Source organism: Pedobacter sp. WC2423, assembly GCF_040822065.1.
Taxonomy (GTDB): Bacteria; Bacteroidota; Bacteroidia; order Sphingobacteriales; family Sphingobacteriaceae; genus Pedobacter.
Window position 1 is genome coordinate 1,104,877 of the sequence record NZ_CP162005.1, and the last position, 25,020, is coordinate 1,129,896.

Annotated in this window: 17 protein-coding genes; 13 read left to right on the top strand and 4 right to left on the bottom strand. The window is 39.9% G+C overall.

What is annotated here, in order from left to right:
• Positions 1 to 42: 42 nt before the first annotated feature.
• From AB3G38_RS04255 to AB3G38_RS04270, 4 genes are all read left to right on the top strand, one after another.
• A complete protein-coding gene (locus AB3G38_RS04255; protein WP_367867254.1) occupies positions 43 to 1,806 on the top strand; it encodes an ATP-binding protein in 1,764 nt (587 codons plus the stop codon).
• A 70-nt stretch (positions 1,807 to 1,876) separates the two neighbouring features.
• Complete coding sequence (locus AB3G38_RS04260; protein WP_367867255.1) at positions 1,877 to 3,889, top strand: hypothetical protein; 2,013 nt, start codon at positions 1,877 to 1,879, stop codon at positions 3,887 to 3,889.
• Between the two features lie 58 nt (positions 3,890 to 3,947).
• Positions 3,948 to 4,439 carry a peptide-methionine (S)-S-oxide reductase MsrA gene (gene msrA, locus AB3G38_RS04265; protein WP_367867256.1) on the top strand — a complete coding sequence of 164 codons (492 nt, stop codon included), beginning with the start codon at positions 3,948 to 3,950 and terminating at the stop codon, positions 4,437 to 4,439.
• Positions 4,440 to 4,449: 10 nt separating this feature from the next.
• Positions 4,450 to 5,181 (top strand): SDR family NAD(P)-dependent oxidoreductase, encoded by a 732-nt coding sequence (locus AB3G38_RS04270; protein ID WP_367867257.1) that lies wholly within the window; start codon positions 4,450 to 4,452, stop codon positions 5,179 to 5,181.
• A gap of 38 nt (positions 5,182 to 5,219) precedes the next feature.
• On the opposite strand, the gene AB3G38_RS04275 is transcribed toward AB3G38_RS04270, so the two are convergent.
• Positions 5,220 to 6,764, bottom strand: coding sequence for an MFS transporter (locus AB3G38_RS04275; protein ID WP_367867258.1), 1,545 nt, complete (start codon positions 6,762 to 6,764; stop codon positions 5,220 to 5,222).
• A gap of 162 nt (positions 6,765 to 6,926) precedes the next feature.
• On the opposite strand from AB3G38_RS04275, the gene AB3G38_RS04280 reads away from it, so the two are divergent.
• Together AB3G38_RS04280 and AB3G38_RS04285 are read left to right on the top strand one after the other, a co-directional pair.
• Entirely contained in the window at positions 6,927 to 7,925 is a 999-nt protein-coding gene (locus AB3G38_RS04280) for a pectinesterase family protein (protein ID WP_367867259.1), read from the top strand.
• Positions 7,915 to 9,567, top strand: coding sequence for a UxaA family hydrolase (locus AB3G38_RS04285; protein ID WP_367867260.1), 1,653 nt, complete (start codon positions 7,915 to 7,917; stop codon positions 9,565 to 9,567). Before AB3G38_RS04280 ends, AB3G38_RS04285 begins: the two co-directional genes overlap by 11 nt.
• 14 nt (positions 9,568 to 9,581) lie before the next feature.
• Here AB3G38_RS04285 and AB3G38_RS04290 read toward each other — a convergent pair whose 3' ends face one another.
• The gene (locus AB3G38_RS04290; RefSeq protein WP_367867261.1) at positions 9,582 to 10,592 is read right to left on the bottom strand and encodes a LacI family DNA-binding transcriptional regulator; all 1,011 of its coding nucleotides are present in this window, start codon (positions 10,590 to 10,592) and stop codon (positions 9,582 to 9,584) included.
• 178 nt (positions 10,593 to 10,770) lie between these two features.
• Here AB3G38_RS04290 and AB3G38_RS04295 point away from each other — a divergent pair, with 178 nt between their 5' ends.
• The 6 genes from AB3G38_RS04295 to AB3G38_RS04320 all read left to right on the top strand — a co-directional run bounded on the left by AB3G38_RS04295 (position 10,771) and on the right by AB3G38_RS04320 (position 21,549).
• Entirely contained in the window at positions 10,771 to 12,321 is a 1,551-nt protein-coding gene (locus tag AB3G38_RS04295) for a glycoside hydrolase family 28 protein (protein ID WP_367867262.1), read from the top strand.
• A 6-nt stretch (positions 12,322 to 12,327) separates the two neighbouring features.
• The gene (locus AB3G38_RS04300) at positions 12,328 to 13,530 is read left to right on the top strand and encodes a glycoside hydrolase family 105 protein (RefSeq protein ID WP_367867263.1); all 1,203 of its coding nucleotides are present in this window, start codon (positions 12,328 to 12,330) and stop codon (positions 13,528 to 13,530) included.
• Between the two features lie 49 nt (positions 13,531 to 13,579).
• Positions 13,580 to 14,980 carry a glucuronate isomerase gene (uxaC, locus tag AB3G38_RS04305; protein ID WP_367867264.1) on the top strand — a complete coding sequence of 467 codons (1,401 nt, stop codon included), beginning with the start codon at positions 13,580 to 13,582 and terminating at the stop codon, positions 14,978 to 14,980.
• Between the two features lie 93 nt (positions 14,981 to 15,073).
• Positions 15,074 to 16,699 (top strand): NADP-dependent glyceraldehyde-3-phosphate dehydrogenase, encoded by a 1,626-nt coding sequence (locus AB3G38_RS04310; protein ID WP_367867265.1) that lies wholly within the window; start codon positions 15,074 to 15,076, stop codon positions 16,697 to 16,699.
• A gap of 236 nt (positions 16,700 to 16,935) precedes the next feature.
• Entirely contained in the window at positions 16,936 to 19,899 is a 2,964-nt protein-coding gene (locus tag AB3G38_RS04315; RefSeq protein ID WP_367867266.1) for a SusC/RagA family TonB-linked outer membrane protein, read from the top strand.
• A gap of 15 nt (positions 19,900 to 19,914) precedes the next feature.
• Positions 19,915 to 21,549 carry a RagB/SusD family nutrient uptake outer membrane protein gene (locus tag AB3G38_RS04320; protein WP_367867267.1) on the top strand — a complete coding sequence of 545 codons (1,635 nt, stop codon included), beginning with the start codon at positions 19,915 to 19,917 and terminating at the stop codon, positions 21,547 to 21,549.
• Between the two features lie 142 nt (positions 21,550 to 21,691).
• Here the strand turns inward: AB3G38_RS04320 and AB3G38_RS04325 are convergent, their stop codons facing one another.
• Both AB3G38_RS04325 and AB3G38_RS04330 read right to left on the bottom strand, forming a co-directional pair.
• On the bottom strand, positions 21,692 to 22,801 hold the full coding sequence (locus tag AB3G38_RS04325) for a polysaccharide lyase family 1 protein (protein WP_367867268.1): 1,110 nt from the start codon (positions 22,799 to 22,801) through the stop codon (positions 21,692 to 21,694).
• Positions 22,802 to 22,943: 142 nt separating this feature from the next.
• Entirely contained in the window at positions 22,944 to 23,339 is a 396-nt protein-coding gene (locus tag AB3G38_RS04330; RefSeq protein ID WP_367867269.1) for a hypothetical protein, read from the bottom strand.
• A gap of 136 nt (positions 23,340 to 23,475) precedes the next feature.
• Between AB3G38_RS04330 and AB3G38_RS04335 the strand changes: the two genes are divergently transcribed.
• Positions 23,476 to 25,008 carry an alpha/beta hydrolase-fold protein gene (locus AB3G38_RS04335; protein WP_367867270.1) on the top strand — a complete coding sequence of 511 codons (1,533 nt, stop codon included), beginning with the start codon at positions 23,476 to 23,478 and terminating at the stop codon, positions 25,006 to 25,008.
• The last annotated feature ends 12 nt before the right edge of the window (positions 25,009 to 25,020 follow it).

The following is a 25,020-nucleotide window of genomic DNA, read 5'->3' on the forward strand; positions in this document are numbered from 1 at the left end:
AAGGAATTTGGTTATATGAACTACTAATTTTTCTTCTTCCATATGAGCGACGTCCAACTATTAGATAAAAATCAATTAATCGAGGTTTTGAGTCAGACCAAAACTGCAACTGCCATTCATATCGGAGAAGATGCACTGATTCAGATGGCTAACCAGGCTATGTTAACGATTTGGGATAAAGACCAGTCTGTTATAGGAAAGACTTTAGAAGACGCACTTCCTGAACTCAAAGGGCAGCCTTTCGCCCAGATGTTCAAAAAGGTCTGGATGGAAGGAATAACCATCTCTGGTATAGATACAGCTGCCGATCTTAACGTAAACGGAGAAATCAGGACCTTTTATTTTGACTTCGAATACCGGGCCATAAAAAATGAATTCAACCAGACTATCTGTATTCTCCATACAGCTACTGATGTTACAGAGCGGGTAATCAATCGCCAGCTGATGGAGGAGTACTACAGTAAGGAGGTGGCACTGGAAAGAGAACAGGCACTCAATGAAGAGCTTGCTGCATCTAACGAAGAACTCAATGCAGTAAATGAGGAACTCTCTCAAAGTCAGGAAGAATTGCTGGCTATGAATGAGAGTTTAGAAAGAAGAGTGGAAGCCAGGGTACAAGAGCTCTCGGCCAGTGAAAGTAAGTATCGTGAAATTTCAGATGAACTTGCAGCTATCAATGAAGAAATGGCAGCCTCAAATGAGGAGCTTGTTTTAACTCACGAACATTTAAAAAACACCTTTGATGAGCTGGAAGATAAAGAAATTGCCTTAAGATTAGCTATTGAGGCTGCTAATTTCGGAACCTGGCATATAGACTCCCAAAGCAGAGCATTGATAACTTCGGTACGCTTGAGAGAGCTATTTGGATTTGACGCGGCTCATGAAATTACTATTGAAGAAGCACTCGGACAGGTTACAGAAGAATATCGGGCATACGTTGCAGAAAAACTTGAAAATGCCCTTAATGGTAACGGAGACTATGATGTTTCTTATCCTGTTATTGGATATAAGGACAAGAAAACCCGGTGGCTTAGAGCAGTAGGTAATCTGAAGGCCGATAAATCAGGTGAGTTTTCTTCTTTTACCGGGGTAGTCATGGATATTTCTATGATTAAAAAGGATGAGCAGCGTAAAAATGATTTTATTGCAATGGTAAGCCATGAATTAAAAACACCACTGACTTCACTCAGCGGATACATCCAGGTACTTCAGCGTAAGGCTATTGTTTTCCAGGACAAATTTGTAAACAGTTCATTGGAAATGGCTGCCAAACAGGTTAAAAAGATGACCGGTATGATTAATGGATTTCTGAATGTCTCCAGATTAGAATCGGGAAAAATTGTACTTAACCTAAGCCATTTTTCTTTAACAGATTTGATTGCTGTAGTTGTAGAAGAAAGCAGAATGATGGAGACAAGTCATCATATAGAATTTCAAGGTTGTGCCCATACGCCCGTATATGCTGATTATGATAAGATTGGTAACGTGATTGTTAATCTTTTGAGTAATGCAGTCAAATATGCACCTGTGGATAAAAATATAAAAGTTACCTGTACCATAATTAATCAAATGGTCCAGGTGAGTGTGAGAGATCATGGGATAGGTATTAATACTAAAGATATTAATAAGCTTTTTGACCGTTATTACCGGGTAGAAAATGATAGTCAGGTTTCTGGTTTTGGAATCGGCCTGTATCTCAGTGCCGAAATTATTGCCCGGCATAATGGTACAATCTGGGTTGAAAGTGAATTTGGTGATGGAGCTACCTTCTATTTTAATCTGCCATTACATAAACAATCCATATAGATTAATGTAATCCGTTACCCGATGGTGCCCGGGTAACGGATTTTTAATAGATTAGGAAAATTTATAATCAATGTCTGCTAAAATAGCGCCACGTACAAGGCTGATCCTAATCTTATTTGTGTTTTTAAACAGTACTGCAATTGCGCAGAGCCTGTCTGCCGGCCAGGTTAATCAGATTGGACAATCATTAGTAAATCAACAGTTGCTAACTGAAAAGGGGAGGGCAGAACTGCAAAGATTTTCAGAAAAAAAGCCATTAGAAATTTACAGAGGCTTCAATGAAGACTTTTTGGTTTCAATAGACTGTCCGGTATATTTTCTTAAATCCTATCAGAATATGCTTCCCGGTAAGCAAATTTTCAAGACCAGCCACTTTGATTCCCTTTTAAATAACAAGCCTGATTTAGAACAGAGACTTGCAATTAAAGAGGAACGCTATCTGACGGACAATTTTCCTAATCGTTCCGATCTTTTTAACTTCCTCTCTGGTGCAGCTGGTTTTTATAGAGACAATATTTCGCATACCGACTCTACAAAAATTCTTGCTGAACGGTTTGGTGAATATTTCGGACCTGCTATCCGCCCACTTTACAATGATAGTACCATTGAGTTTAGCGTATCTTACTTTGAGGATACTGAAGCTTTGCAACAAGAGCGGGTTAATCAGGTTAAACCTTATCTGAATTGGATAAATATAATCAAGAAAGCAGGTTTGCTTGATCCTTCAGACCGCAGGATGGAAACTAAATTCAGCAATGGAAAAGATATATATACGGCAATTAATCATCGTAAAATGATAAGTGATATCAGTGAATTAATTTTATATCATGATAAGTTTCCCTATTACAAACAGCAGCAAATGGCACTTTTGGATAGCCTGACTGCAAGCGGTTTTATAACTCAGGCGGCTAATAAAAAATTGGCCGAAAGCTATAAAAAAGATACGCTTCTGAATATAAATGATATTGTGCTGCTAACAAAAAACTATATGGCTTTTGATGCAGAGAAAGAAATTAAACCTTTTGACTTTGTGACCAGAGATAATTACGGTCTCATTCCTCCGGATAAAATCAAGGGATTTTATGAGTCAGTGCTAAAAAAAGCGGCCTCTCTTTTAAACTTTAATTATTCAGATCTTGAGGTTCATGTGATAAAAAACCAGGCAGACGACCAATCTGTGATGTTATCTGGTAACAGACAGTTTTATCTTTATGTAAAGATCAATAACGTATTATATAAAGAAGAAATTAAAGAAAGAGAATCAGAAAGCTGGATCAGCGCTCAGAACTTTCAGTTTCTTAATCACTACCTGGAAGATCAGCATGATCAGCGCCGTTTGTATTTTACAAATCATGATATATTTACTGGCTATGAACCACAAGACAAAAACACACTCTTCCTTACTTTATTAAAAGAGGACGAAGCCAGATTTGCGAAAAATGTATATCTGGCCAGCAAATTAGGTGCCTGCTACAATGGAAGCCCTGGTGATTATAATTATGCAGCCTGGGAATATTACGATCTGAGTGAGCGGCTCAACCATGCTCAGCTCACTGACGCTGTTGATTTTTTGATAGCGGAGAAACTTTTGAAAGCCACAATTGATCAAAACAGAGAGCAATTAATTGCTTCAGCCAGGGAAAAAAATCCAAAATCAATTTCCAACCTGCTTTTGGAATTGCCAAATGCATTTACCATTGATAAAAGTCAGACAATCGAAGGGTTTATAAATTTTATAGACACTAAAATTCAACAGCTTCAACAACACAAAACAGCTTATTTTACCAATTATTCAATTCGTGAACGTAATAAGGTAAGCTTTGACCTGCAACATAAAAAATATGAGATGGATGCAGAAAGTGAAGATATGCTCTGGGAGAATAATTTGTTGATTAATACCATTAACAAAGCTTTGATGGAGGCTAAACTTCCCTATGCTCTGTATCCTTTACCAGAAGACAGTAAGTTCTTTCGTCAGGACTTATATGGTGAAAATTACCTGATACTTTCCCGGGATCAGGCTGCTGATATTATACGTAAATATGGTGATATTTTTAAAGAAGAAGCAAAATCCATCAATTGATTGCACTTGCCTTTTACACATCTGTACTGTACCTTTATCCAATTAAAAAGGAAATCATATGAATACTGAAAAAGCCATTCTTGCCGGCGGGTGTTTCTGGGGAGTGGAAGAGCTTATCCGTCATTACCCAGGTGTTATTTCAACAGTCGTAGGCTATACCGGGGGAGATGTACCCAATGCAACTTACCGTAACCACGGAACACATGCCGAAGGCATAGAGATCGTATTTGATCCATCAAAATTATCATATCGCGGATTACTTGAATATTTTTTCCAGATTCATGATCCAACAACACGTAACAGACAAGGAAACGACATCGGAACCTCTTACCGGTCTGCTATTTTTTATACGGATGACACGCAGCGTGAAACGGCAAATACTTTAATCGCCGAGATGGATGCCTCAGGGATATGGCCAGGAAAGGTAATAACTGAAGTTGTTCCGGCAACTGATTTCTGGAATGCTGAAGAAGAGCACCAGGATTATTTGCAGAAACAGCCATATGGCTACACCTGTCATTTTGAAAGACCTGACTGGAAACTGAGTTAACATTTTATTGATGGCCAGAATATTTATTACCGGTTCAGCCGATGGACTTGGACAATTAGCAGCAAAATCACTGGTGGCACAAGGCCACCAGGTTGTTTTACATGCACGTAATGCAGAGCGGGCTAAATTAGCCCTGGATAATGTACCTGGTGCTGAGCACGTACTCATTGCTGACTTATCCAGTATTGAAGAAACAAAAAAGCTGGCTGCCGAAGTTAATGCCATAGGACATTTCGATGTGATTATTCATAATGCAGGCGTTTATCAGGTCCCAGCCAATTTGACTTTTGCTGTGAATACAATGGCTCCCTATATCCTGACGGCTTTAATCCACAGGCCAGAGCGTATGATTTACCTCAGTTCAGAAATGCATATGCAGGGTAATCCTGAGCTGGTTGATTTAGCGTATAAGACTGATCAAACCAGTTATTCAGACTCTAAAATGCAGGTCTTAATGCTTTCCAGGGCTGTAGCACGTAGATGGCCTGAAGTTTTTTCCAATGCTGTTGATCCCGGTTGGGTTCCAACAAAAATGGGAGGGGCAGGAGCACCTGACAATCTGGAAGAAGGTTTTCAGACCCAGGTATGGCTTGCAGTCAGCGATGATAAAGAAGCCAGAGTGAGTGGCCGTTATTTCTACCATCGAAAGGAAGCGAAGTATCTGGCAGCAGCTGATGATATTCATATTCAGGATAAGTTACTGGCAATTTGCGGACAGCTCAGCGGTGTCCCATTTTCTTAAGTCATATTGAACTCCGCCTTTAACAGGGAATTTTACAGTCAGCATGTATGCTTCTTCTTTGGGGGCTGAATGAAGACCAGTGCCATTAACGCAGCCAAAAAACCAAGACCAGCAGACACTTTCATAATCTTTCCGTAAGCGGCTATGAAACCAGCATGATACGCTGCCAATACTTTCTTTTCCTGAATTGCAGTTAATCCTGCCGGAACCTCAGCATTTCCAAGATTTGAAGTCTGCGCAATTATCGCCTGCTTTTGCTGCGGATTAAAAGGTAACGTTTTGAGCTCGTTTTGCAAAGCTGAGGAAAACAGTAAAACTGCCATGGAGCCCAGAACGGCATTTGCGAAAACACCAGCGATTCTCGATACTGCATTGTTAATACCTGAAGCTGTACCAGTAAATTGATCACTTACTGAGCCCATTACTGCTGCGGTAAGTGGAGCAACAGTCAGAGACATCCCAAAACCAAAAACAAGAATACCTGGTAAAAAGGTAGTCCAATAAGCCGAAGGGCCATTCGTCTGTTGAATAAAAGATAGTAAAAGTAAACCCAGGCCAGCTAGAAAGGGGCCCGCAATCAGAAATAACCTTGGCCCGTATTTATCAGCCAGGCTACCGGCAAAACGTGCATTCACAACCATGAAAATAGTAAAAGGAAGAAAAGTAAGGCCAGATTCCATTTGTGTATAACCCTGTACCTGTACCATATTTAATGAAATAAATAACATTCCTGCACCTAGACCGGCATAAAGGAAAAAAGTAAGCAGATTTGTTCCGGTGAAAATAGCGTTGCTGAATAAATCCAGCGGCATCATTGGATGTGTACTTTTACGTTCGATCAGTATAAAGGTAAACAGCAATAAAATTCCTGCACTAATGGAACCATATCCCTGAATATGACTAAAGCCAGCTGCTGGCAAACGCAGGAAACCAAAAGTGAGCAGAGCCAGTCCGGAAGCTATAGCAATTGCGCCGTAAAAATCCACCTTTTTTGTGTTTTGATCATCTTTGATCTCCTTTACTTTTGTCGCTAAAAAGAAAAGCACAATAATTCCGATAGGCACATTGATAAAAAAAATATAACGCCATAAACCCGCATCTGCTAATGCCCCGCCTAGTGCAGGTCCGCCCATAGTCACTAAAGTAGTGGCCGCAGACCACGTTCCAATAGCTTTTCCCCGTTCTTTTTCATCAATAGCAGAAGAAATCAGTGATAAGCTTCCCGGAATCATTAATGCACCACCAATACCTTGTATCAACCTGAAAATAATCAGCATAGTGGCTGTCGAAGAAAACCCGCAAGCCGCAGAGCCAAGAATGAAAATAAAGATCCCGGTCATAAAGACCTTTTTCCGGCCCAGCCTGTCACCCAATGTCCCGCCGATCAGCATCAGGGAAGCCAGCATCAGTAAATAAGCATTTAATACCCAGAAAAGGTCAGGGCCCGAAGCCTTTAAATGTTGCTGTAAAGAAGGCAGGATCACGTTCAGTGCTGTGGCGTCGATAAAAGCCATTGCTGAAGCCATTATCGTACAAGCCATAACCCATTTGCCCTGGATACTTCGGAGTGATACTGTTGCCATAAAACTTTTCATTGATCAAATCTGCTGCTGCTGATTTGTATAGCTAAAAATAGACAAAATCATTCGTATCAGAAAAAGCATCAGGACAACGTCCGGCATCGTTTGCACAGATTTAAATCCGGCGCTCAATTAATTCCTGAAAAATTACAATTAGCATTGTCTATGAAAGTAAAATCAGTACTGCTTATCCTTGGTTGTTTATCCCTGACATTTTTCACAAAGGCTCAGGATAAACCAATAACTGTTGCCAAAGACGGGACCGGAGATTACCTGACTGTACAGGAAGCCATCAATGCGGTTCCGGATTTCAGAAAAGTCACGACTACGATCTTGATCAGGAATGGGCTCTATCAGGAGAAATTAAACCTGCCTTCCTCAAAAAAACTTGTGAAACTGGTCGGAGAGGACGTTACCAGAACAATTTTAACTTACAACGACTATGCAGCAAAGAAAAACCGTTTCGGTGAAGAAATGGGTACTTCAGGATCTGCAAGCTTTTACATTTGCGGAGATGGATTTGCTGCTTATAACATTACCTTTCAAAACACCTCCGGCCCGGTCGGTCAGGCCGTTGCACTTTGGATATCGGGAGATCAGACCACCTTTTTCAATTGCCGGATAAAGGGGTTTCAAGATACACTTTATACTTTTGGTGCAGGAAACAGGCAATATTTCAAAAACTGTTACATTGAAGGAACAGTAGATTTTATTTTTGGTGCTGCGACTGCTTTATTTGAAGATTGTACCATTTTTTGTAAACAAGGTGCCCATTATATCACCGCATCTTCTGCTCCGGATACAATCAAATATGGTTATGTATTTTTAAATTGCCGGATCACCGGTGATGCTTTGGAACGTACCGTTTATCTGGGCAGACCATGGCGGCCCTATAGCAAAGCCGTTTATATCAACTGCGAATTGCCAAAACTGATCAAAACAGAAGGCTGGGATAATTGGCGAAAGCAAAGCAATGAAAAAACTGCTTACTATGCAGAATATAAAAACAAGGGCGAAGGTTTTAATCCTGATCAGCGTGTGGCATGGTCACACCAGCTCAGTGAAGAAGAAGTAAAAAGTTATACAAAAGACTTAATTTTTAAAGGATGGAATCCAGAAACAACCCTGAAAGTACCTGGGAAATATATCAATTATGAACACTAACATTTTAAAAGTTCACCCCAATGACAATGTGATTGTCGCATTAACTGATCTTAAAGCAGGTGAAACTGTTCAATATCAGGATAATTATTATTTGCTGACCGCAGATATTCCTGCAAAACATAAGTTTTACACCTCAGCTATGGAGGCAGGTGAAGAAGTGATCATGTATGGAACTCTGGTAGGGAAAATACAATTTCCTGTGCAGGCAGGTTCATTAATGACCACAGATAACCTGAAACATGCCGCTGCTCCTTACTTTTTCAGACCCTCTAAGTATCAATGGCAGGCGCCTGATATCAGTAAATTCGAAGGTCTTACTTTTAACGGTTATCATCGTAAAGATGGAAATGTGGGTACAGCAAACTACTGGCTGTTTATACCGGCTGTATTCTGTGAAAACAGGAACCTTGATGTCATCAAAGAGGCATTGCACAATGAACTGGGGTATGCTGTAACTGAAAAATACAAATCTTATACCCATCAATTAGTAGAAGCCTATCAGAACGGAGCTGATACTGCAGCGATGGCAGCGATTCCAATCGCGCTGGAAACCAGACACTTCAACGATAAAAGACCATTCAAAAACATTGATGGGATCAAATTCCTGAATCATCAGGGGGGCTGCGGAGGTATCCGTCAGGATGCCGCTGTATTGAGTAAGTTACTGGCTGCTTATGCAGACCATCCTAATGTTGCAGGTGTTACCTTACTGAGCCTGGGTTGTCAGAATTTGCAGGTGGAAGATTTTTTGAGTGATTTAAAAGAACGTAATCCCGCATTCGATAAAAAGCTCTATATTTTTGAACAACAACAATCGCAAAGTGAAGAGCAGCTCATTACAACAGCTATCCGGCAAACTTTTGAAGGATTAATTGAAGCGAATCAAATGGAGCGTCAGCCGGCTCCTTTAAGCAAATTATGTATTGGGGTAAAATGCGGTGGCAGCGATGGCTTTAGTGGCATTTCTGCAAATCCTGCGGTTGGTTATTGTGCAGATTTGCTGGTTGGACTTGGTGCGAAAGTCTTATTGGCTGAGTTTCCTGAGCTCTGCGGAGCAGAACAGGATATCATAGACAGGACAAAGGACGAAAATGCAGCCAGAAAATTCATGAAGCTGATGTCTGCCTATAGCCAGGCCGCCGAAAATGCAGGTTCTGGTTTTCATATGAATCCTTCACCGGGTAATATTAAAGATGGTTTAATTACAGATGCGATCAAAAGTAATGGTGCAGCGAAAAAAGGAGGAACATCACCTGTAGAAGACGTACTTGATTATACTGAACCTGCTTTGAAACCTGGCTTGAATCTGGTTTGTACACCAGGAAATGATGTGGAAGCGACTACTGGTAAAGCTGCAAGCGGAGCTACGCTGATTTTATTTACTACAGGGCTGGGCACACCCACAGGAAATCCGGTTTGCCCGGTGATTAAAATATCGACCAACAATGCCTTAACAGCCAGGATGAATGATATTATTGATATTAATGCAGGATCAATCATTGCAGGGGAGAAAACAATTGAACAAATGGGAGAAGACATTTTGACCTACTGTATTAAAGCTGCCAGCGGCGAAGTGACCCCTAAAGCTGTGCTGTTAAACCAGGATGACTTTATTCCCTGGAAAAGAGGGATATCATTATAAATCATCCCAGGTTATTACCTTACAAATAAGCTTGTATCCAGTATCTTTTTTTCGAAATCATATACTGGATACTTACTTTCTATGACTTTAAGCAGCATTTGAGTGGCTATCTGTCCGATTTCAAAGGCAGGCTGCCGGATAGAAGTCAGCGAAGGATTCATCAGGTCCAGGACATCAGAATTACTAAATCCTGTAATCACAATATCCTGCGGAATTTTGATATTTAAATTCTTAAATACCATCAGGCAATCAATACTTAACCGGTCACCTGCTACAAAAATTGCATCAGGTTTTTCCTTCAGGTTCATCAATTCTTTGACTGCATTTTCTGTTTCCTGATAAAACATCCCACCATGCGGGCAATATTTAACATAGTCCTGCTCAAAAGGGATATGATGCTTGGCCAATGCGTTTTTGTAACCCTCCAGCCGTTCTATACTAATTGATAAATGCGCAGAACTCGTTAAATGTGCAATTCTTTTATATCCATTATGAATCAGATGCTCTGTGGCTTGAAAAGCTCCTTTTTCATTGTTAGCTATAACTTTATGGGTGATTATTTCTTCTGCAACCCTGTCAAAAAACACCATTGGTAATCCTTTTTGATGCAAATCCTGAAGATGTGAAGTATCACTTGTTTCCGCAGATAAAGAAACCAGTAAGCCATCTACAGATCTGGAAGCCAGATGATGGATGTTAATTTTTTCACGCTCATAAGACTCATGGGTCTGCGTAATGATTACATGGTAACCACGGTCATAAGCAATAGATTCAATCCCGTTAATGGCCTGAGAAAAGTAATGGTTGGCAACTTCAGCCACTACCACACCAATTGATTTGCTCCGGCGTTCCTTTAAGCTCAGTGCAATAGGATTAGGGCGGTAATTTATCTTCTGTGCATACTCCCGGATAATCTTTTTGGTTTCCGGGCTGATCTCATAAGTATCACGTAAAGCCCTGGAAATCGTAGAAGTTGAATAGCCCAGAGCACTGGCTATATCTTTTAAGGTAGAGGGTACAAACATAACGCCTTTTTCTATTGGTTAGAATTAACACAAGTTTACATATAAATTCTGATTGTAAAATGATAGAAAACACCTGCGGCAACGATTGCGTATTTATTTTAAGTGTAATAGTTTTATGCTGTCCTAAAACTATGTAGACTTGTTACCTGTTGAAGAGCAAACAGCTAACCAGATTTTCATGAATAATTTCCATCTAACCCTTACAGGCCTGATCATCAGCCTGGCATTGAATATAAGCGCACAGGATAAAAAAGCAGATCCTTTTGATCATCTGCCCATAGTGAAAGAACCCGTATTCAAAACCGATACGATCAGTATCATTAAATACGGGGCGGTAAATGATGGCATAACACTAAATACCATCCAAATTAATGAGGCTATAGCAGCCAGCAGTAAAAATGGTGGTGGGGTAGTTTTGATACCCGGAGGAATGTGGCTGACCGGACCTATTGAACTCAAAAGTAACGTAAACCTGCACTTGCAAAAAAACGCTTTACTCCAGTTTACCAAAGACCTTAACCAGTACAAACTGGTAGAAGGAAATTGGGAAGGCGTAGCGCAAATGCGGAATCAATCACCAATCTGGGCTAATGCGCAGGAAAATATGGCAATAACCGGTTATGGAATTATTGATGGGGCAGGAGATGTATGGCGGATGGTCAAGAAAGATAAATTGACAGAAAGCCAGTGGAAGGCACGTATAGCTTCCGGTGGTTTAGTGAATGAAGAAAAAAAAATCTGGTATCCTTCAGAAAAAACATTTAAAGGAGCTGGAATGAAAGATCCAGGGCTGATCACCAAAGATAAATCTGCTGCATTTTACGATTCGATTAAAGACTTTCTGCGTCCAAACTTGCTGGTACTGAATAACTGCAGGCAAATTTTGCTGGAAGGCGTTACTTTTCAAAATTCTCCAGCATGGAATTTACATCCGCTGATGTGCAGTGACCTTACTGTCCGGAATGTATACGTGAAAAATCCATGGTATGCACAGAATGGTGATGGAATAGACATTGAATCCTGTAAAAATGTACTCATCGAAGGCAGTACATTTGATGTAGGTGATGATGGAATCTGTATCAAATCAGGAAGAGACGCTGCTGGTCGTAAACGAGGGATTCCAACAGAAAATGTGGTGATCCGGAACAGTACCGTTTATCATGCCCATGGAGGTTTTGTAATTGGCAGTGAAATGTCTGGCGGAGCCAGGAACATTTATATTACTGACTGTACCTTTATCGGTACAGACATTGGTCTGCGGTTTAAAACCACAAGGGGGAGAGGCGGCGTAGTGGAACGCATTTATGCCAGGAATATCAATATGAAGGATATTGTTGGGGAAGCTATTCTCTTTGATATGTATTACGCAGCAGTTGATCCGATAGTTTTATCCGGAGAAAAAAGAGCAATACCAAAAATTAAACTCTTGCCTGTTACGGAAGAAACCCCTGTGTTCAGAGATTTTCATATCAGTAACATTGTTTGCGATGGTGCTGCTAAAGCCATATTCATCCGCGGTTTGCCAGAGCTGAATATCAGTGATATTTATTTTGATCAATTGACTATCAAATCTAAAGAAGGCATTGACTTACAAGAGGCTAAAAACATACAAATGAATCATATCAATCTGATTGTTGAACAGTCAGGACCATTGATCAGGATACAGCATGGAAATAACGTTTCCTATAAAAATCCTGATCCGGCTTCCCAATCACTTCTCCTGAAATAAACGCTTATGAAAAGATCATTTTTCCTGAAAACAGGGTTGGTTTGCCTGCTCGTTATGTATATGAATGCAGTGACAACTGCACAAACTAAACCACTAAGTGAGGCCATGGCTGCTACGGTAATGGATATCTGGCAGGATTCCCTGAATCTTGATCCAGCTAATCCCAGACCAGTTAAATGGGCCTATGACCAGGGGGTTATCCTGGAAGGAATAGAGGCCATCTGGAAAAGAACCAAATCTGATGTCTACTTTAAGTATATGCAAAAGTCTATGGATTTTTTTGTCAAAGAAGATGGAGGTATCAGCCGCTATAAACAAGCAGACTATAACATTGATAACGTCAAAAACGGGCGCACACTGCTTTCTTTATACAAAGCAACCGGGCAGAAGAAATATTTTAAAGCAGCCACATTGCTCTGGGATCAGCTTAAAAAGCAGCCCCGTACCAAAGAAGGCGGGTTCTGGCATAAAAAAATATATCCGAATCAGATGTGGCTGGACGGGTTGTACATGGGAGAACCTTTTTACGCAGAATATGCGGCTTTAATTAAAGCTGATAAAGCCTATGATGATATCGCAAACCAGTTTATTTACATGGAGAAAAATGCGCGCGACGCTAAAACAGGTTTACTCTATCATGGCTGGGATGAATCAAAACAAGAACGCTGGGCTGATAAAAAAAGTGGTGTTTCTCCAAATTTCTGGGGTAGGGCAATGGGATGGTATGGGATGGCTTTAGTCGATGTACTGGATTATTTTCCGGAAAATCATCCCAAAAGAAAAGCCCTGCTGGGCATTCTGGATCGTTTATCAAATGCTATCGGTCAATATCAGGATAAAAATTCTGGTTTATGGTATGATATTCTTGATCAGCCGGAACGTAAAGGAAATTACAAAGAGGCTTCGGCATCCTGCATGTTTGTTTATACGATCAGCAAAGGGGTTCGCAAAGGATATTTAGACCATAAATATTCTACAATAGCCAAAAATGGCTTTCAGGGCATACAAAAAGAGTTCATTGAAGCTGGAGCAAAACCCGGGCAAATCAACTTAAAAGGTACAGTAAGTGTTTCCGGCTTAGGTGGAAAACCATATCGTGATGGCAGTTATGCTTATTATATTAGTGAAAAGGTAATCACCAATGACCCTAAAGGCGTAGGCGCATTTCTATTGGCTGCTTCAGAAATGGAAATTGCTGAAATGCCTTAAAATATCTTAAAAATATATAACAACCAATTTCTTATACTAATTTATTGCTGTGAAAAAATTTATTGATGAAAACTTTTTATTAAATAATGAAACGGCCGTATTGCTCTATCATCAATACGCGAAAAATATGCCAGTGATAGATTATCACTGTCACTTACCACCAGATCAGATTGCTGAAGACAAGAATTTTGAAAACCTGACACAGGTTTGGCTCTACGGAGATCATTATAAATGGCGTGCAATGCGTGCTAATGGAATTCCGGAAGAATATATCACCGGAAATAAAAGTGACTGGGAGAAATTTGAAAAGTGGGCAGAAACGGTGCCTTATACACTGCGTAATCCCTTATACCACTGGACACACCTGGAGCTGCAGCGCTATTTCGATATTTATGATATTTTATCTCCGGCTACGGCAAGGAAAATTTATGATGAATGTGCTGTAAAACTTCAAACGCCAGCTTACTCCGTACGAAACCTGTTACGAAAAATGAAAGTCAGTGCCCTGGCCACTACCGATGATCCAACAGACGACCTGGTGCATCATCAAAAGATCAAAGCAGATGGTTTTGAAGTGAAAGTGCTGCCTGCATTCAGGCCGGATAAAGCTATGAATGCAGATGATTTACCTGCAATGCTTGCTTATATCAAGAAACTGCAAGACATTTCATCTCATCAGATAACGAATTTCAAAACCTATTTAAAGGCCTTAAAAGACCGGCATGATTACTTTTCGGCAAATGGTTGCTCAGTTTCTGATCATGGATTAGAACAGCTATATGCGGCCGGTTATACCGATCTGGAGATCGATTTGATATTTGATAAGATTATTCATCAGCAAAAATTAAATGAGCAGGAGATTTTGCAATTTAAATCTGCCATGCTTTATCATTTCGCAACCTGGGATCATGAAAAGGGATGGGTGCAACAATACCATCTTGGTGCATTAAGAAATAATAATTCACGTTTACTGGAGCGTCTGGGACCAGATACAGGATGGGACTCTATCGGTGATTTTCAGCAGGGGCCTCAGTTATCAAAATTTCTAAACAGACTGGATACCAGTAACCAGCTTACCAAAACTATTCTTTACAACCTGAACCCTTCAGATAATGAACTGATGGCAACGATGATTGGTAATTTTAATGATGGAACTATAGCCGGGAAGATTCAGTTTGGTTCAGGATGGTGGTTTCTGGATCAGAAAGATGGAATGACCCGGCAGCTCAATGCGCTGTCAAACATGGGTTTATTAAGTCGTTTTATAGGAATGCTTACCGATTCAAGAAGTTTTCTTTCTTATCCCCGTCACGAATATTTCAGAAGATTACTCTGTAATTTGCTCGGCGAGGACATAGAAAACGGAGAATTACCCGATCATCTGGACTGGATAGGAGAAATTATTCAAAATATATGCTATAATAACGCAAAAGATTACTTTAATTTCTAAAATAATTAATATGATTATATAATTTAAACGTTTAAGTATAAACTATTTCCTATTTTGTACCTGATAACTATTCATAAATATAAATTTTAACGGATGAATTTTCAAGACCAGCTCAATTCCATTTTTGTTGAAGAGCATGAAATACCCGAAGCATTCAGATTGCAGCAGGAACTGCATCAGCGCGCGTATTTAAGTAATGGTGCCATGCATCCCTGGGACGGAGAAGTTCACACTGTAGTTTCCCCTGTTTGCGTAAAAACACCTGAGGGTTTACAACGTAAAGTGATCGGTACCTATCCTTTATGTAGCGAGAAAGAAGCTATGGAAGCGCTTGACGCAGCTGTTGCAGCCTATAACAATGGTCGCGGCGAATGGCCTACCATGAGTGTGGCAGACCGGATTACCCATGTAGAAAAATTTACAGGCAGAATTATTGAAAAGAAACAAGAGGTCGTTAAACTGCTGATGTGGGAAATTGGTAAATCTTACGCCGATTCTGTGAAAGAATTTGACAGGACAGTGGAGTATATTCATGCGACCATTGACGCCCTTAAAGATCTGGATCGTCAGTCATCAAGGTTTACCATCGAACAGGGGATTGTTGCACAAGTAAGGCGTTCTCCACTTGGTGTAGTACTTTGTATGGGCCCATTTAACTATCCTTTGAATGAGACTTTTACCACATTAATTCCCGCGTTGATTATGGGGAACACTTTATTGTTTAAACCGCCTAAACATGGTACACTTTTACACTATCCATTATTAGAAGCTTTCAGGGATTCTTTTCCAAAAGGCGTAGTCAATACGATTTACGGCAGAGGAAATGTGATCATTCCCGGACTCATGAAATCAGGAAAGATTAATGTGTTAACTTTAATCGGTTCCAGTAAAGTAGCGAATGAACTGAAAAAACTGCATCCAAAAGTGAACAGACTACGGGCTATCTTAGGATTAGATGCGAAAAACGCAGCAATAATCACTGCACATGCAGATTTAGAACTGGCAGTTCAGGAAACAGTGCTGGGATCTTTGTCTTTTAACGGACAAAGATGTACCGCTTTAAAAATTATTTTCATCCACCGTTCTCTGGCTGATGAATTCCTGAAATTATTGTCAGCGGCAGTATCCAAACTAAAGTTTGGTATGCCATGGGTAGAAGGAGTTTCCTTAACCCCTTTACCTGAACCACATAAACCAGCCTATCTTAAAGAATGTATTGAAGATGCCATAGCGCATGGTGCTTCAGTAATCAATGAACATGGAGGGGCTACCAATGAATCTTTCGTATATCCTGCAATTGTTTATCCTGTAAATAAAGACATGAAACTTTATACAGAAGAACAATTCGGACCGGTTATTCCTGTTGTTCCTTTTGATGACCTGGAAGAAACAATTGAATACCTGATCGAATCTACCCATGGGCAGCAGGTTAGTATTTTCAGTAATGACCCGATAGAAGTTGCTGCATTAATTGATCCGCTGATCAACCAGGTAAGTCGTGTAAATATCAATTGCCAATGTCAGCGCGGGCCTGATGCATTTCCATTTACTGGTAGAAAAGATAGTGCAGAAGGTACCTTATCGGTCGTAGATGCACTTCGGTCTTTCTCTATCCGGTCTCTGGTAGCCACAAAGCTGAATGAAAGTAATAAGCTATTAATCAATGAAATAATTGATGGTAATGATTCTAATTTCTTAAGCACTAAATATCTGTTCTAAAAAAATAAATTGATCACTGTAAAAAAGGGAGTTCTGAAGCCAATTCAGACTCCCTTTTTTTATGTGGATTATTGATTCAGTATTTCGGCAACGATTGCGTAGTTATTTTCACGGATTTAAATTCATTTCGCAGGAAAACTATGTAGACTTGTTATAAAACTTAATTGATTTAATTTTTTGATTTCTCCCGGGAATAAAGAATTATACCCTTAAGCGATTATCCTAACCAAATATTTATGAGCAAATTTTATCTTTTAATTGTAGGGTTCTGCTTTTTCTGCAGTTTCCTATCCGCACAAACCCGTAAAATTTCGGGGCAGGTGACTGATGCAAAAAGCGGAGAAACACTAATCGGCGTGAGCGTCCTGGTGAAAGGGACCAGCCAGGGAACCAGTACCGATACCAACGGTAAATTCATTTTAAACATTTCAGGTAATGACGCAGTGCTGGTCATCAACTATGTAGGTTATCTCAAAGAAGAAGTGAATGCAGCAGGTCAGACACAAATTCAAATTAAACTCACACCCAATGAAACAGCCTTAAATGAGGTCGTGGTCATTGGTTATGGAACAGTAAAGAAAAGAGATCTTACGGGCTCAGTAGTTTCTGTTAAAGGCGAAGATATTGCTAAAGTTCCTTCCTCCAATCCATTAGAATCTATTCAGGGTAAAGTACCAGGCGTTGATGTGACCAGAAGCAGCGGTGCGGCTTCTTCAGGCGTAAACATCAATATCAGGGGGACAAGATCAATTTCGGCAGGTAATGGCCCGCTGATCATTGTAGATGGTGTACAGTATTCAAGCCTGCAAGATTTAAATCCCAACGATATTGCTTCCATGGAAATCCTGAAAGATGCTTCATCTACAGCAATATATGGATCCAGAGGCGCGAATGGCGTAATTCTGATTACCACTAAAAAAGGGATCTCAGGACAGGCTACAGTTTCCTTAAACTCCTATTATGGCGTGTCAAAAGTATCCAGATATCCTTCGGTCATGAATGCAGAACAATACATTGAACAGCGCAGACAGGCCAACCGTACAACGGGTAACTGGTCAGGGCCGGCCGACGATGTCAAAATTTTCAATTCCGCAGAATATACAGCCATACAAAACAAAGATTTTCTGGACTATCAGGACCTGATCTTTCATGACGGAAGTCAGCAGGATTACCAGTTAGGCGTAAGGGCCGGGACAGAAAAAACCAAAGTATATTTCTCTCTCGATTACCTGGATGAAAAAGGTGTTTTAAAAATGGATAAATCTAGTCGTTATACCGCCCGTTTAAACCTTGATCAGTCTATCGGTAAATATTTTACAACAGGAATGCAAGGGCAGTTTACACATTATGAACAAGATAACCGCCGTGATCCATTAAACCAGGTGAACAAAATCTCTCCACTCGGTACGCTTTATGACAAAGATGGCAAATTCATTGTTTATCCACTGGCAGGTACTTTTGTGAGTCCGCTTGCAGATGAACAACCAGATGTCTATTCCAATAAGACCGTGATTAACCGGACACTGTTATCCGCCTATATGGAGTTCAAACCTTTCAAAGGATTGGTTGCCCGCTCGAATCTTGGAGTGAATCTAAATACTGACAGGACAGGAACTTATGCAGACCGTTTTTCCCTGGATCGCAATGGCTCTGTACCAAAAGCTACCTATTCAGCCTCAAATGGACATTTGATTAACATAGAAAACTATATTACCTATAGTAAAGAAATCAAAGATCATGCTTTTACAGTTACTGGTATTAATAGTTTATTGTATAACAGATCGGATAATATTGCTGCTTCGGGTGAAAATCAGTTGTTAAAATCACAATTGTTCTATGGTCTTGGAAATACGCAGAATCAGGCGGTAAATACAGCTTATACCATGAATAACCTGATTTCATTCGCTGGCAGGTTAAATTATGCTTACAAAGGTAAATACCTGTTAACAGCAACAGGACGTACAGACGGTTCTTCGAAATTAGCAGAAGGCAACAAATGGGCATTTTTCCCTTCTGCCGCTGTAGCCTGGAGAGTTAGTGATGAACAGTTTTTAAAAGACAATAAAATTATCAGTGATTTAAAATTAAAGTACAGCTACGGTATCGCAGGTAGCGATAATATCAATTCTTATTCTACTCAGAGTAGCTTATCCAGGATTGCATTTGCTTATGACGATGCTCCGGCGCTGGCTTACGGTTACTCTCCAAGAATTGGTAACCTGGCGTTAACGTGGGAAAAAACGAAAACAAGTGATTTTGGATTAGAGATCGCACTCTTTAAAAATAGAATAACTGCAACCGTTGATTATTATGATTCCAAAACCTATGATTTACTGTTAAACAGAAGTCTGCCACCAACAGATGGGGTAATCAGTGTAATTCAGAATATTGCAAAAACACGTAATAAAGGTATTGAGGTTTACATTTCTTCAAAAAATATCATCCATAAAGATTTTCAGTGGACTACAAACATCAGTTTCAGCAGAAACAGAGAGAAGATTGTTGAACTTGCAGGAGGAGCGCAATCTGATGTATTGAATTCCTGGTTTGTAGGTTCACCGATCCAATCTTTCTATGATTATGACAAAATAGGGATCTGGCAAACAGCTGATGCCACAGAAGCGGCAAAATATGGGCAAAAACCAGGGGATATCAGAGTTCGTGATCTCAATAACGATGGTAAAATTGATGCCACTAACGATCGTAAGATTATAGGCACTAACCGCCCTGATTGGAGTGGAGGACTGGAAAATACATTTACCTATAAAGCATGGGATCTGAATATTTATCTTTTCGCCAGGATGGGACAGACTGTATATGCTGATTTTTTACGCAGATACGATCCGCAGGGAATTAATAACAGCTCTACTATTATTAACTACTGGACGCCAGAAAACGCTTCGAATGATTTTCCACGCCCAAACAAGAATATCTCGTTTAATTCTACCTTATACTCCACTGCTTTAGGTTATACAGACGGATCTTTTATCAGATTAAGAAATATCACGTTAGGCTATACCGTACCCAAAAATATACTGGAGAAGAATTTTATCAAAAGCGTGCGTGTTTATGCTACCGCCAGAAATCCTTTTACTTATACAAAATCAGCTTTGCTTAAAGAATATGATCCTGAGCGGGGTGGATCAGAGGGTGCTCCGATGACCAAGCTTTACACCGTTGGCTTAAACGTTACTTTTTAACTCAAATTAATAGAAATGAAACATTATATATATAAAAGCCTGATTGTCTTTGCAGGGCTGGCTGTAACTTTCTCCTGCAAAAAATCACTTGTAGAAAATAATCCCTCAGGAATTACCGCTGAAAGTGTTTATACCACGCCGGCAGGATTTGAAACGCTTGTTAACGCAGCCTATTCCTATCAGCGCTGGTGGTATGGAAAAGAAGAAGGTCATAGTATTTCTGAGATGGGTACAGATCTTTGGATGAGTGGTGCTGGTGATATCAATACTGATTTAACCCAATATATTAACCTTCAGGGCACAAATGCTGCTATTACTACCGAATGGCAGCAACTGTATGCGGCAGTTAATTTGTGCAATGCAGGAATAAATAAGATCGCAGGAGCAGGGCTGTCGTCCACTGCCAGGCCAATAAGAGAGGCTGAATTAAAGTTTTTGCGTGCATTTTATTACTGGCATATCGTTGAAACCTGGGGAGGGGTTCATTTTTCATTGAATGAAACTCAGGGAGTAATCACCACGGCGAATAAAACACCTGTAGAGACCTTTAATAAGCAAATTATTGAGGACCTGTTATTTGCAGTTGCCAATCTGCCGGTTACCACAGCAGATTATGGGAGAGTGACCAAACCTGCTGCCCAGGCCTTTTTATCAAGAATGTATCTCACACAAAAGAAAAATACAGAGGCCAGGGATATGGCTGTTGCAGTAATTAATGGTGGTTATGGCTTTACATTATTGCCTGCCTACGCTGACCTGTGGAAAATGTCGAATCTCAAAAATAAGGAAGTTGTTTATACCGTTAATTACTCAACAAATCTATCATTGAATGATCTTTTGGATCCGATCCTCAATCCATTAGGCCATAGCAGAGGCAGTAATAGCGGACACATGTTGTATGCGATGAAATACGACGACCAGCCAGGTATGTTGCGTGACCTTGCTAACGGAAGACCTTTTGACCGTTATATGCCTACACGTTTTCTATTGGATCTATATGATGACAATGATTCCAGGTATGAGGGTTCATTTCAAACGGTCTGGTATGCAAACGGTACGACCAGACCAGCAGGGATGAAAATAGGAGATACTGCTATTCTGACTACTAAAAAAGTATTTCCATCCACGGGTAAAATATATAAAGTATTTGATCGCAATGCCGTTTACAATGCAAACGGAACAGTTAAGGATCAATTACATTATGTTTCTCTGAATAAATTTGCAGATCCTGTCAGAACGAGTATCAATGAGGCACAGAGTGCAAGAGATGTCTTTGTGATTCGTTTTGCCGAGTTATATCTGATTGCTGCTGAAGCTGAATTTAATCTGGGGAATCCGGGAGCTGCTGCAACCTACTTAAATGTGATCCGTACCAGAGCGGCTAAATCTGGTAAAGTGGCTGCCATGCAGATTACGCCAGCGCAGGTTAGCTTGGACTTTATATTAGATGAACGGGCAAGGGAGTTTGCCGGTGAGCAAATACGCTGGTTTGATTTGAAAAGAACTGGTAAATTACTGGAAAGGGTCAAAGCATTTAACCCTGATGCGAAAGGTATAACTGACTTTAACCTGATCAGGCCAATTCCCAGAACACAGATTGATGCGGTTACTAATAAAAGTGAATTCACACAGAATCCTGGGTATCAATAATAAATATTGAAGCCAGTGTATTACTTTAAGAGTTGAAATTTGCTCACTCTCCATTGAAGAAACAGAAAGTATTTAACAACAAAGGCGGTGTAACCTTTACCAGGTTACACCGCCTTATTTATTTTAGTATTCCCGTATAAAATCAGGAACAGTTATTACCAGACAGTGTAGCTCCTGCGCCACCCGATGAAGTAACTGCAGCTTTAACACTGGATGAATTCAGCGTTGAAATGCTGTAAGAAGGTGTAAATGCAGTATTACCATTGCCCAGAATATTTCCCGTTACATTAGTAAACGTGTTATTTTTAAGCTGAACAGCTGTAGATTTATTGTCCATTAAATCTACAGGGTTCTTAACGTTTTCAAAAACGTTCGCCTCTGCCAGAATATTTGCTTCAAAACCTGCCTGTATACAGCTCTTGCTTACTGTGCTGCTAAAGTAGTTATTGACCAGGTGCACTTTACCAAACCTTACACGGGGCATTCTTGCTACACAGCCTTCAGCCCACCAGCAACGTACAAATGTAACACGAAGCCGGTTTCTATCAGCAGTAGCACTATCGCTTGAACCGATCAGGCCCGAAAAACGATGATCATCTGAACCACCCGAACCACCTGCTCTTGGCGGTTTTAAATAACCAAACTTGCAATTAGACACTGTAATATAATCAGAGATATTTTTAATATCAAAGTTGCCATCAACGCCGTCTCTGAACTCACAATGGTCAACCCATACATTTGTACTTGCGTCTAATATTGCATTATCCCAGCCGTCAGTATCATAAGCGCCAGGGCCTTCGAAGATCAGGTTCCTGATGATAATATTTGTACATCTTTTAACATTAATAATACCAGAATTAGCTTTGCTTTGATCATTGGAAACCAGTTTTGCTCCGGCAGAACCAAAGATGGTTTTTCCTGTCTGGTCCTGGAAAGAGATTCTTCCGGCATCTGGTATTATAATCGTCCCATTAACTTGTACCACTTTCACATTAACATTTTGTATGGCAGCTTTTAAAGCTGTATAATTAGTGACTACTGTTGGCGTAGCTGTCCCGCCACCTGTAGTCCCTCCGTTTTGTGAGGCCCATCCTTGCACAGTACAAGTAGCTTCAGTTGCCGTTTTCAGCTTTGTTGCATCTAAGTTTTCTGTGCCAGCACCCGGATCTTTACTTTTCTGGCAACCAAAGGAAATAAAGGCAATGCACAAGGCCACAGCCGAAGAGGTGAGGTAGTTTACTCTCGTTTTCATGTTTTTCATATTAGGTTTATAAATGATTAACTATTAAGATAATCACTGAAAAAATGGAAAGAAGTTAAACAGAGAAATAAAAATCCGCAATCGATGCCGGTAACGATTGCGGAGAATAAAAAGGGTACTGACCGGAACTAAATTAGTTCATATTGATCTTCACAACCTTATCCAGTTCGATTGCTGAAACCTCAATAAGCTCAGGGCCAAGTTCTAACGGATAACCATTAACCTTCTTGCCTGTTATAATGACTTTTTTGCCAACAAACTTATTCAGGTTTATCTTTTTGCCCGCCTTTAATGCAAAAATAGTTTCCGGTTCATTCAGCTCAGCAGATAAAGACTCGCCTTTCAGCACATGCGTGCCATACTGGTAAGCAGTCACTCCTTGTTTTTGCAATACACCAGCCCAATAATACGTGGCTTGTTTAGTACGATTGATTTTTGACTTTTGAGGGGCAAACTTCTTTTGAGCAAAAGAAGTCCCGGAAGAAAGGCAGATTAACAGGGCTGCTGATAAGGTAAGTAGATACTTCATATGGATGAAATTGATGGAAGATTAGGTGTGTTTATTGTCCTTAAACGCTAAAGATTATAATTACGCTACAAGATTGACAATTAAAAAACACTAGCAGGAGTAACATTTCTCCGGATATCCAGTCTATTCAATAACAATGAAAATCAAAAACAAATTCCGCTTCTTTTTTGTGCTGATCTTAATGATTGGGTGTCTGATAGATATAGCTAAGGCTCAGGATACTGTCATTAGAGAAATTGATTATGGAATACTTGATTCCTTAAACTCAAACCTGCTGAAGGAAAAAAGAATGGTAGAGATATTTCTTCCCCAGGATTATAAATCGGGCAGCGATCGTAAATATGATGTACTCTATGTGCTGGATGGCGGTAACTGGAATACAGGTTTGATCAAAGACGCCCAACATTTTTTAGAAGGAACTTCTTTTATGCCCTCCACAATTATCGTTAGTGTTTTGGGCATCGACCGCAATAAAGATCTGAGTCCAACTCGTGTTGATGGTTGGGCAACCTCAGGCGGGGCAGATAAATTTCTGGGTTTTCTCAAAAATGAACTTATCCCTTATATTAACAGAAAATATCCTTCAAATGGTGACAATACACTTTGGGGACACTCATTAGGCGGTTTGTTTGTTACTTATGCCTTATTAAATGAACCGCAAACTTTTAAATCGTATATCGCAGTTGATCCGAGTCTTTGGTGGGACAAATGTTATATACAAAAAATTGCATCCAGTAAATTGCCTGGACTAGCAGGTTTAGCGCTCACACTTTTTATAAGTGGCAGAGAAGGCGAAGAAGGTAAAGTAATGAAAATTGATACCATGAATACTATTCTTAAAAAATATGCCCCTGCGGGATTAACCTGGAAAAGTATAGCTTACCCCAATGAAACACATAATTCAATAAGGCTGAAAAGCACCTATGACGGGTTAAAATTCTGCTATGCCGGCTTTAATAATAAAGCACAATTTCGTCCTATGAATGGTATTATACTGAAAGATAAACCTTTTAAAATATGGTTTTTTAATGATACCACAACTGTGCATTATACCCTTGACGGAACAATACCTACAATTTTATCTGATAAAATGCAGCATGAACTGACTTTAAATACTGCGGCAAAGGTCACTACCGAAAATTTTACTGCCAGGGCCCGTTATAATCACACCGTAACAGGAGATTTTGCAGCAGGAAAAATTCTGCCTCCTGTTTCAAAACAGAAAAATGTAAAACCAGGTGGTTTTAATTATGCTTATTACGAAGGTAAATGGGCGAATTGGCCAGACTTTAAAAACTTGAAAAACCCAGTGAAAGCAGGAATTACAAATGGTGATTTTAAGCTGGATAAAATCCAGAAAAAAGACAATATTGCTGTAATTATTGATGGACAACTGGAAAGTAAAGAAGAAGGATACTATATATTTATTTTAGAGAACGGTGAAGAAGCAAACCTATATCTTTGCAATCGCTTATTAATGCGAATAACTGATTCTAATAGCAAATTGTGCACATATATGGTACCACTAACTAAAGGGTTTTATCCGTTTCGTATAGAATCTTTCCATAAAGAGGAAGGTTATAAATTGAAGCTAAGTTATCTTACACCAGGCATTACGCATAAAAAAAATGGTATTCCGATACCATTGGATCTTCAATATGGCCATTAAATGTTCCAGCTA

What these genes read in the sequence shown, in the direction of transcription:
- AB3G38_RS04255 (WP_367867254.1), top strand. Translation starts at nt 43, where the DNA reads ATGAGCGACGTCCAACTATTAGATAAAAATCAATTAATCGAGGTTTTG.
- AB3G38_RS04260 (WP_367867255.1), top strand. Translation starts at nt 1,877, where the DNA reads ATGTCTGCTAAAATAGCGCCACGTACAAGGCTGATCCTAATCTTATTT.
- msrA (WP_367867256.1), top strand. Translation starts at nt 3,948, where the DNA reads ATGAATACTGAAAAAGCCATTCTTGCCGGCGGGTGTTTCTGGGGAGTG.
- AB3G38_RS04270 (WP_367867257.1), top strand. Translation starts at nt 4,450, where the DNA reads ATGGCCAGAATATTTATTACCGGTTCAGCCGATGGACTTGGACAATTA.
- AB3G38_RS04275 (WP_367867258.1), bottom strand. Translation starts at nt 6,764, where the DNA reads ATGGCAACAGTATCACTCCGAAGTATCCAGGGCAAATGGGTTATGGCT.
- AB3G38_RS04280 (WP_367867259.1), top strand. Translation starts at nt 6,927, where the DNA reads ATGAAAGTAAAATCAGTACTGCTTATCCTTGGTTGTTTATCCCTGACA.
- AB3G38_RS04285 (WP_367867260.1), top strand. Translation starts at nt 7,915, where the DNA reads ATGAACACTAACATTTTAAAAGTTCACCCCAATGACAATGTGATTGTC.
- AB3G38_RS04290 (WP_367867261.1), bottom strand. Translation starts at nt 10,592, where the DNA reads ATGTTTGTACCCTCTACCTTAAAAGATATAGCCAGTGCTCTGGGCTAT.
- AB3G38_RS04295 (WP_367867262.1), top strand. Translation starts at nt 10,771, where the DNA reads ATGAATAATTTCCATCTAACCCTTACAGGCCTGATCATCAGCCTGGCA.
- AB3G38_RS04300 (WP_367867263.1), top strand. Translation starts at nt 12,328, where the DNA reads ATGAAAAGATCATTTTTCCTGAAAACAGGGTTGGTTTGCCTGCTCGTT.
- AB3G38_RS04310 (WP_367867265.1), top strand. Translation starts at nt 15,074, where the DNA reads ATGAATTTTCAAGACCAGCTCAATTCCATTTTTGTTGAAGAGCATGAA.
- AB3G38_RS04315 (WP_367867266.1), top strand. Translation starts at nt 16,936, where the DNA reads ATGAGCAAATTTTATCTTTTAATTGTAGGGTTCTGCTTTTTCTGCAGT.
- AB3G38_RS04320 (WP_367867267.1), top strand. Translation starts at nt 19,915, where the DNA reads ATGAAACATTATATATATAAAAGCCTGATTGTCTTTGCAGGGCTGGCT.
- AB3G38_RS04325 (WP_367867268.1), bottom strand. Translation starts at nt 22,801, where the DNA reads ATGAAAACGAGAGTAAACTACCTCACCTCTTCGGCTGTGGCCTTGTGC.
- AB3G38_RS04330 (WP_367867269.1), bottom strand. Translation starts at nt 23,339, where the DNA reads ATGAAGTATCTACTTACCTTATCAGCAGCCCTGTTAATCTGCCTTTCT.
- AB3G38_RS04335 (WP_367867270.1), top strand. Translation starts at nt 23,476, where the DNA reads ATGAAAATCAAAAACAAATTCCGCTTCTTTTTTGTGCTGATCTTAATG.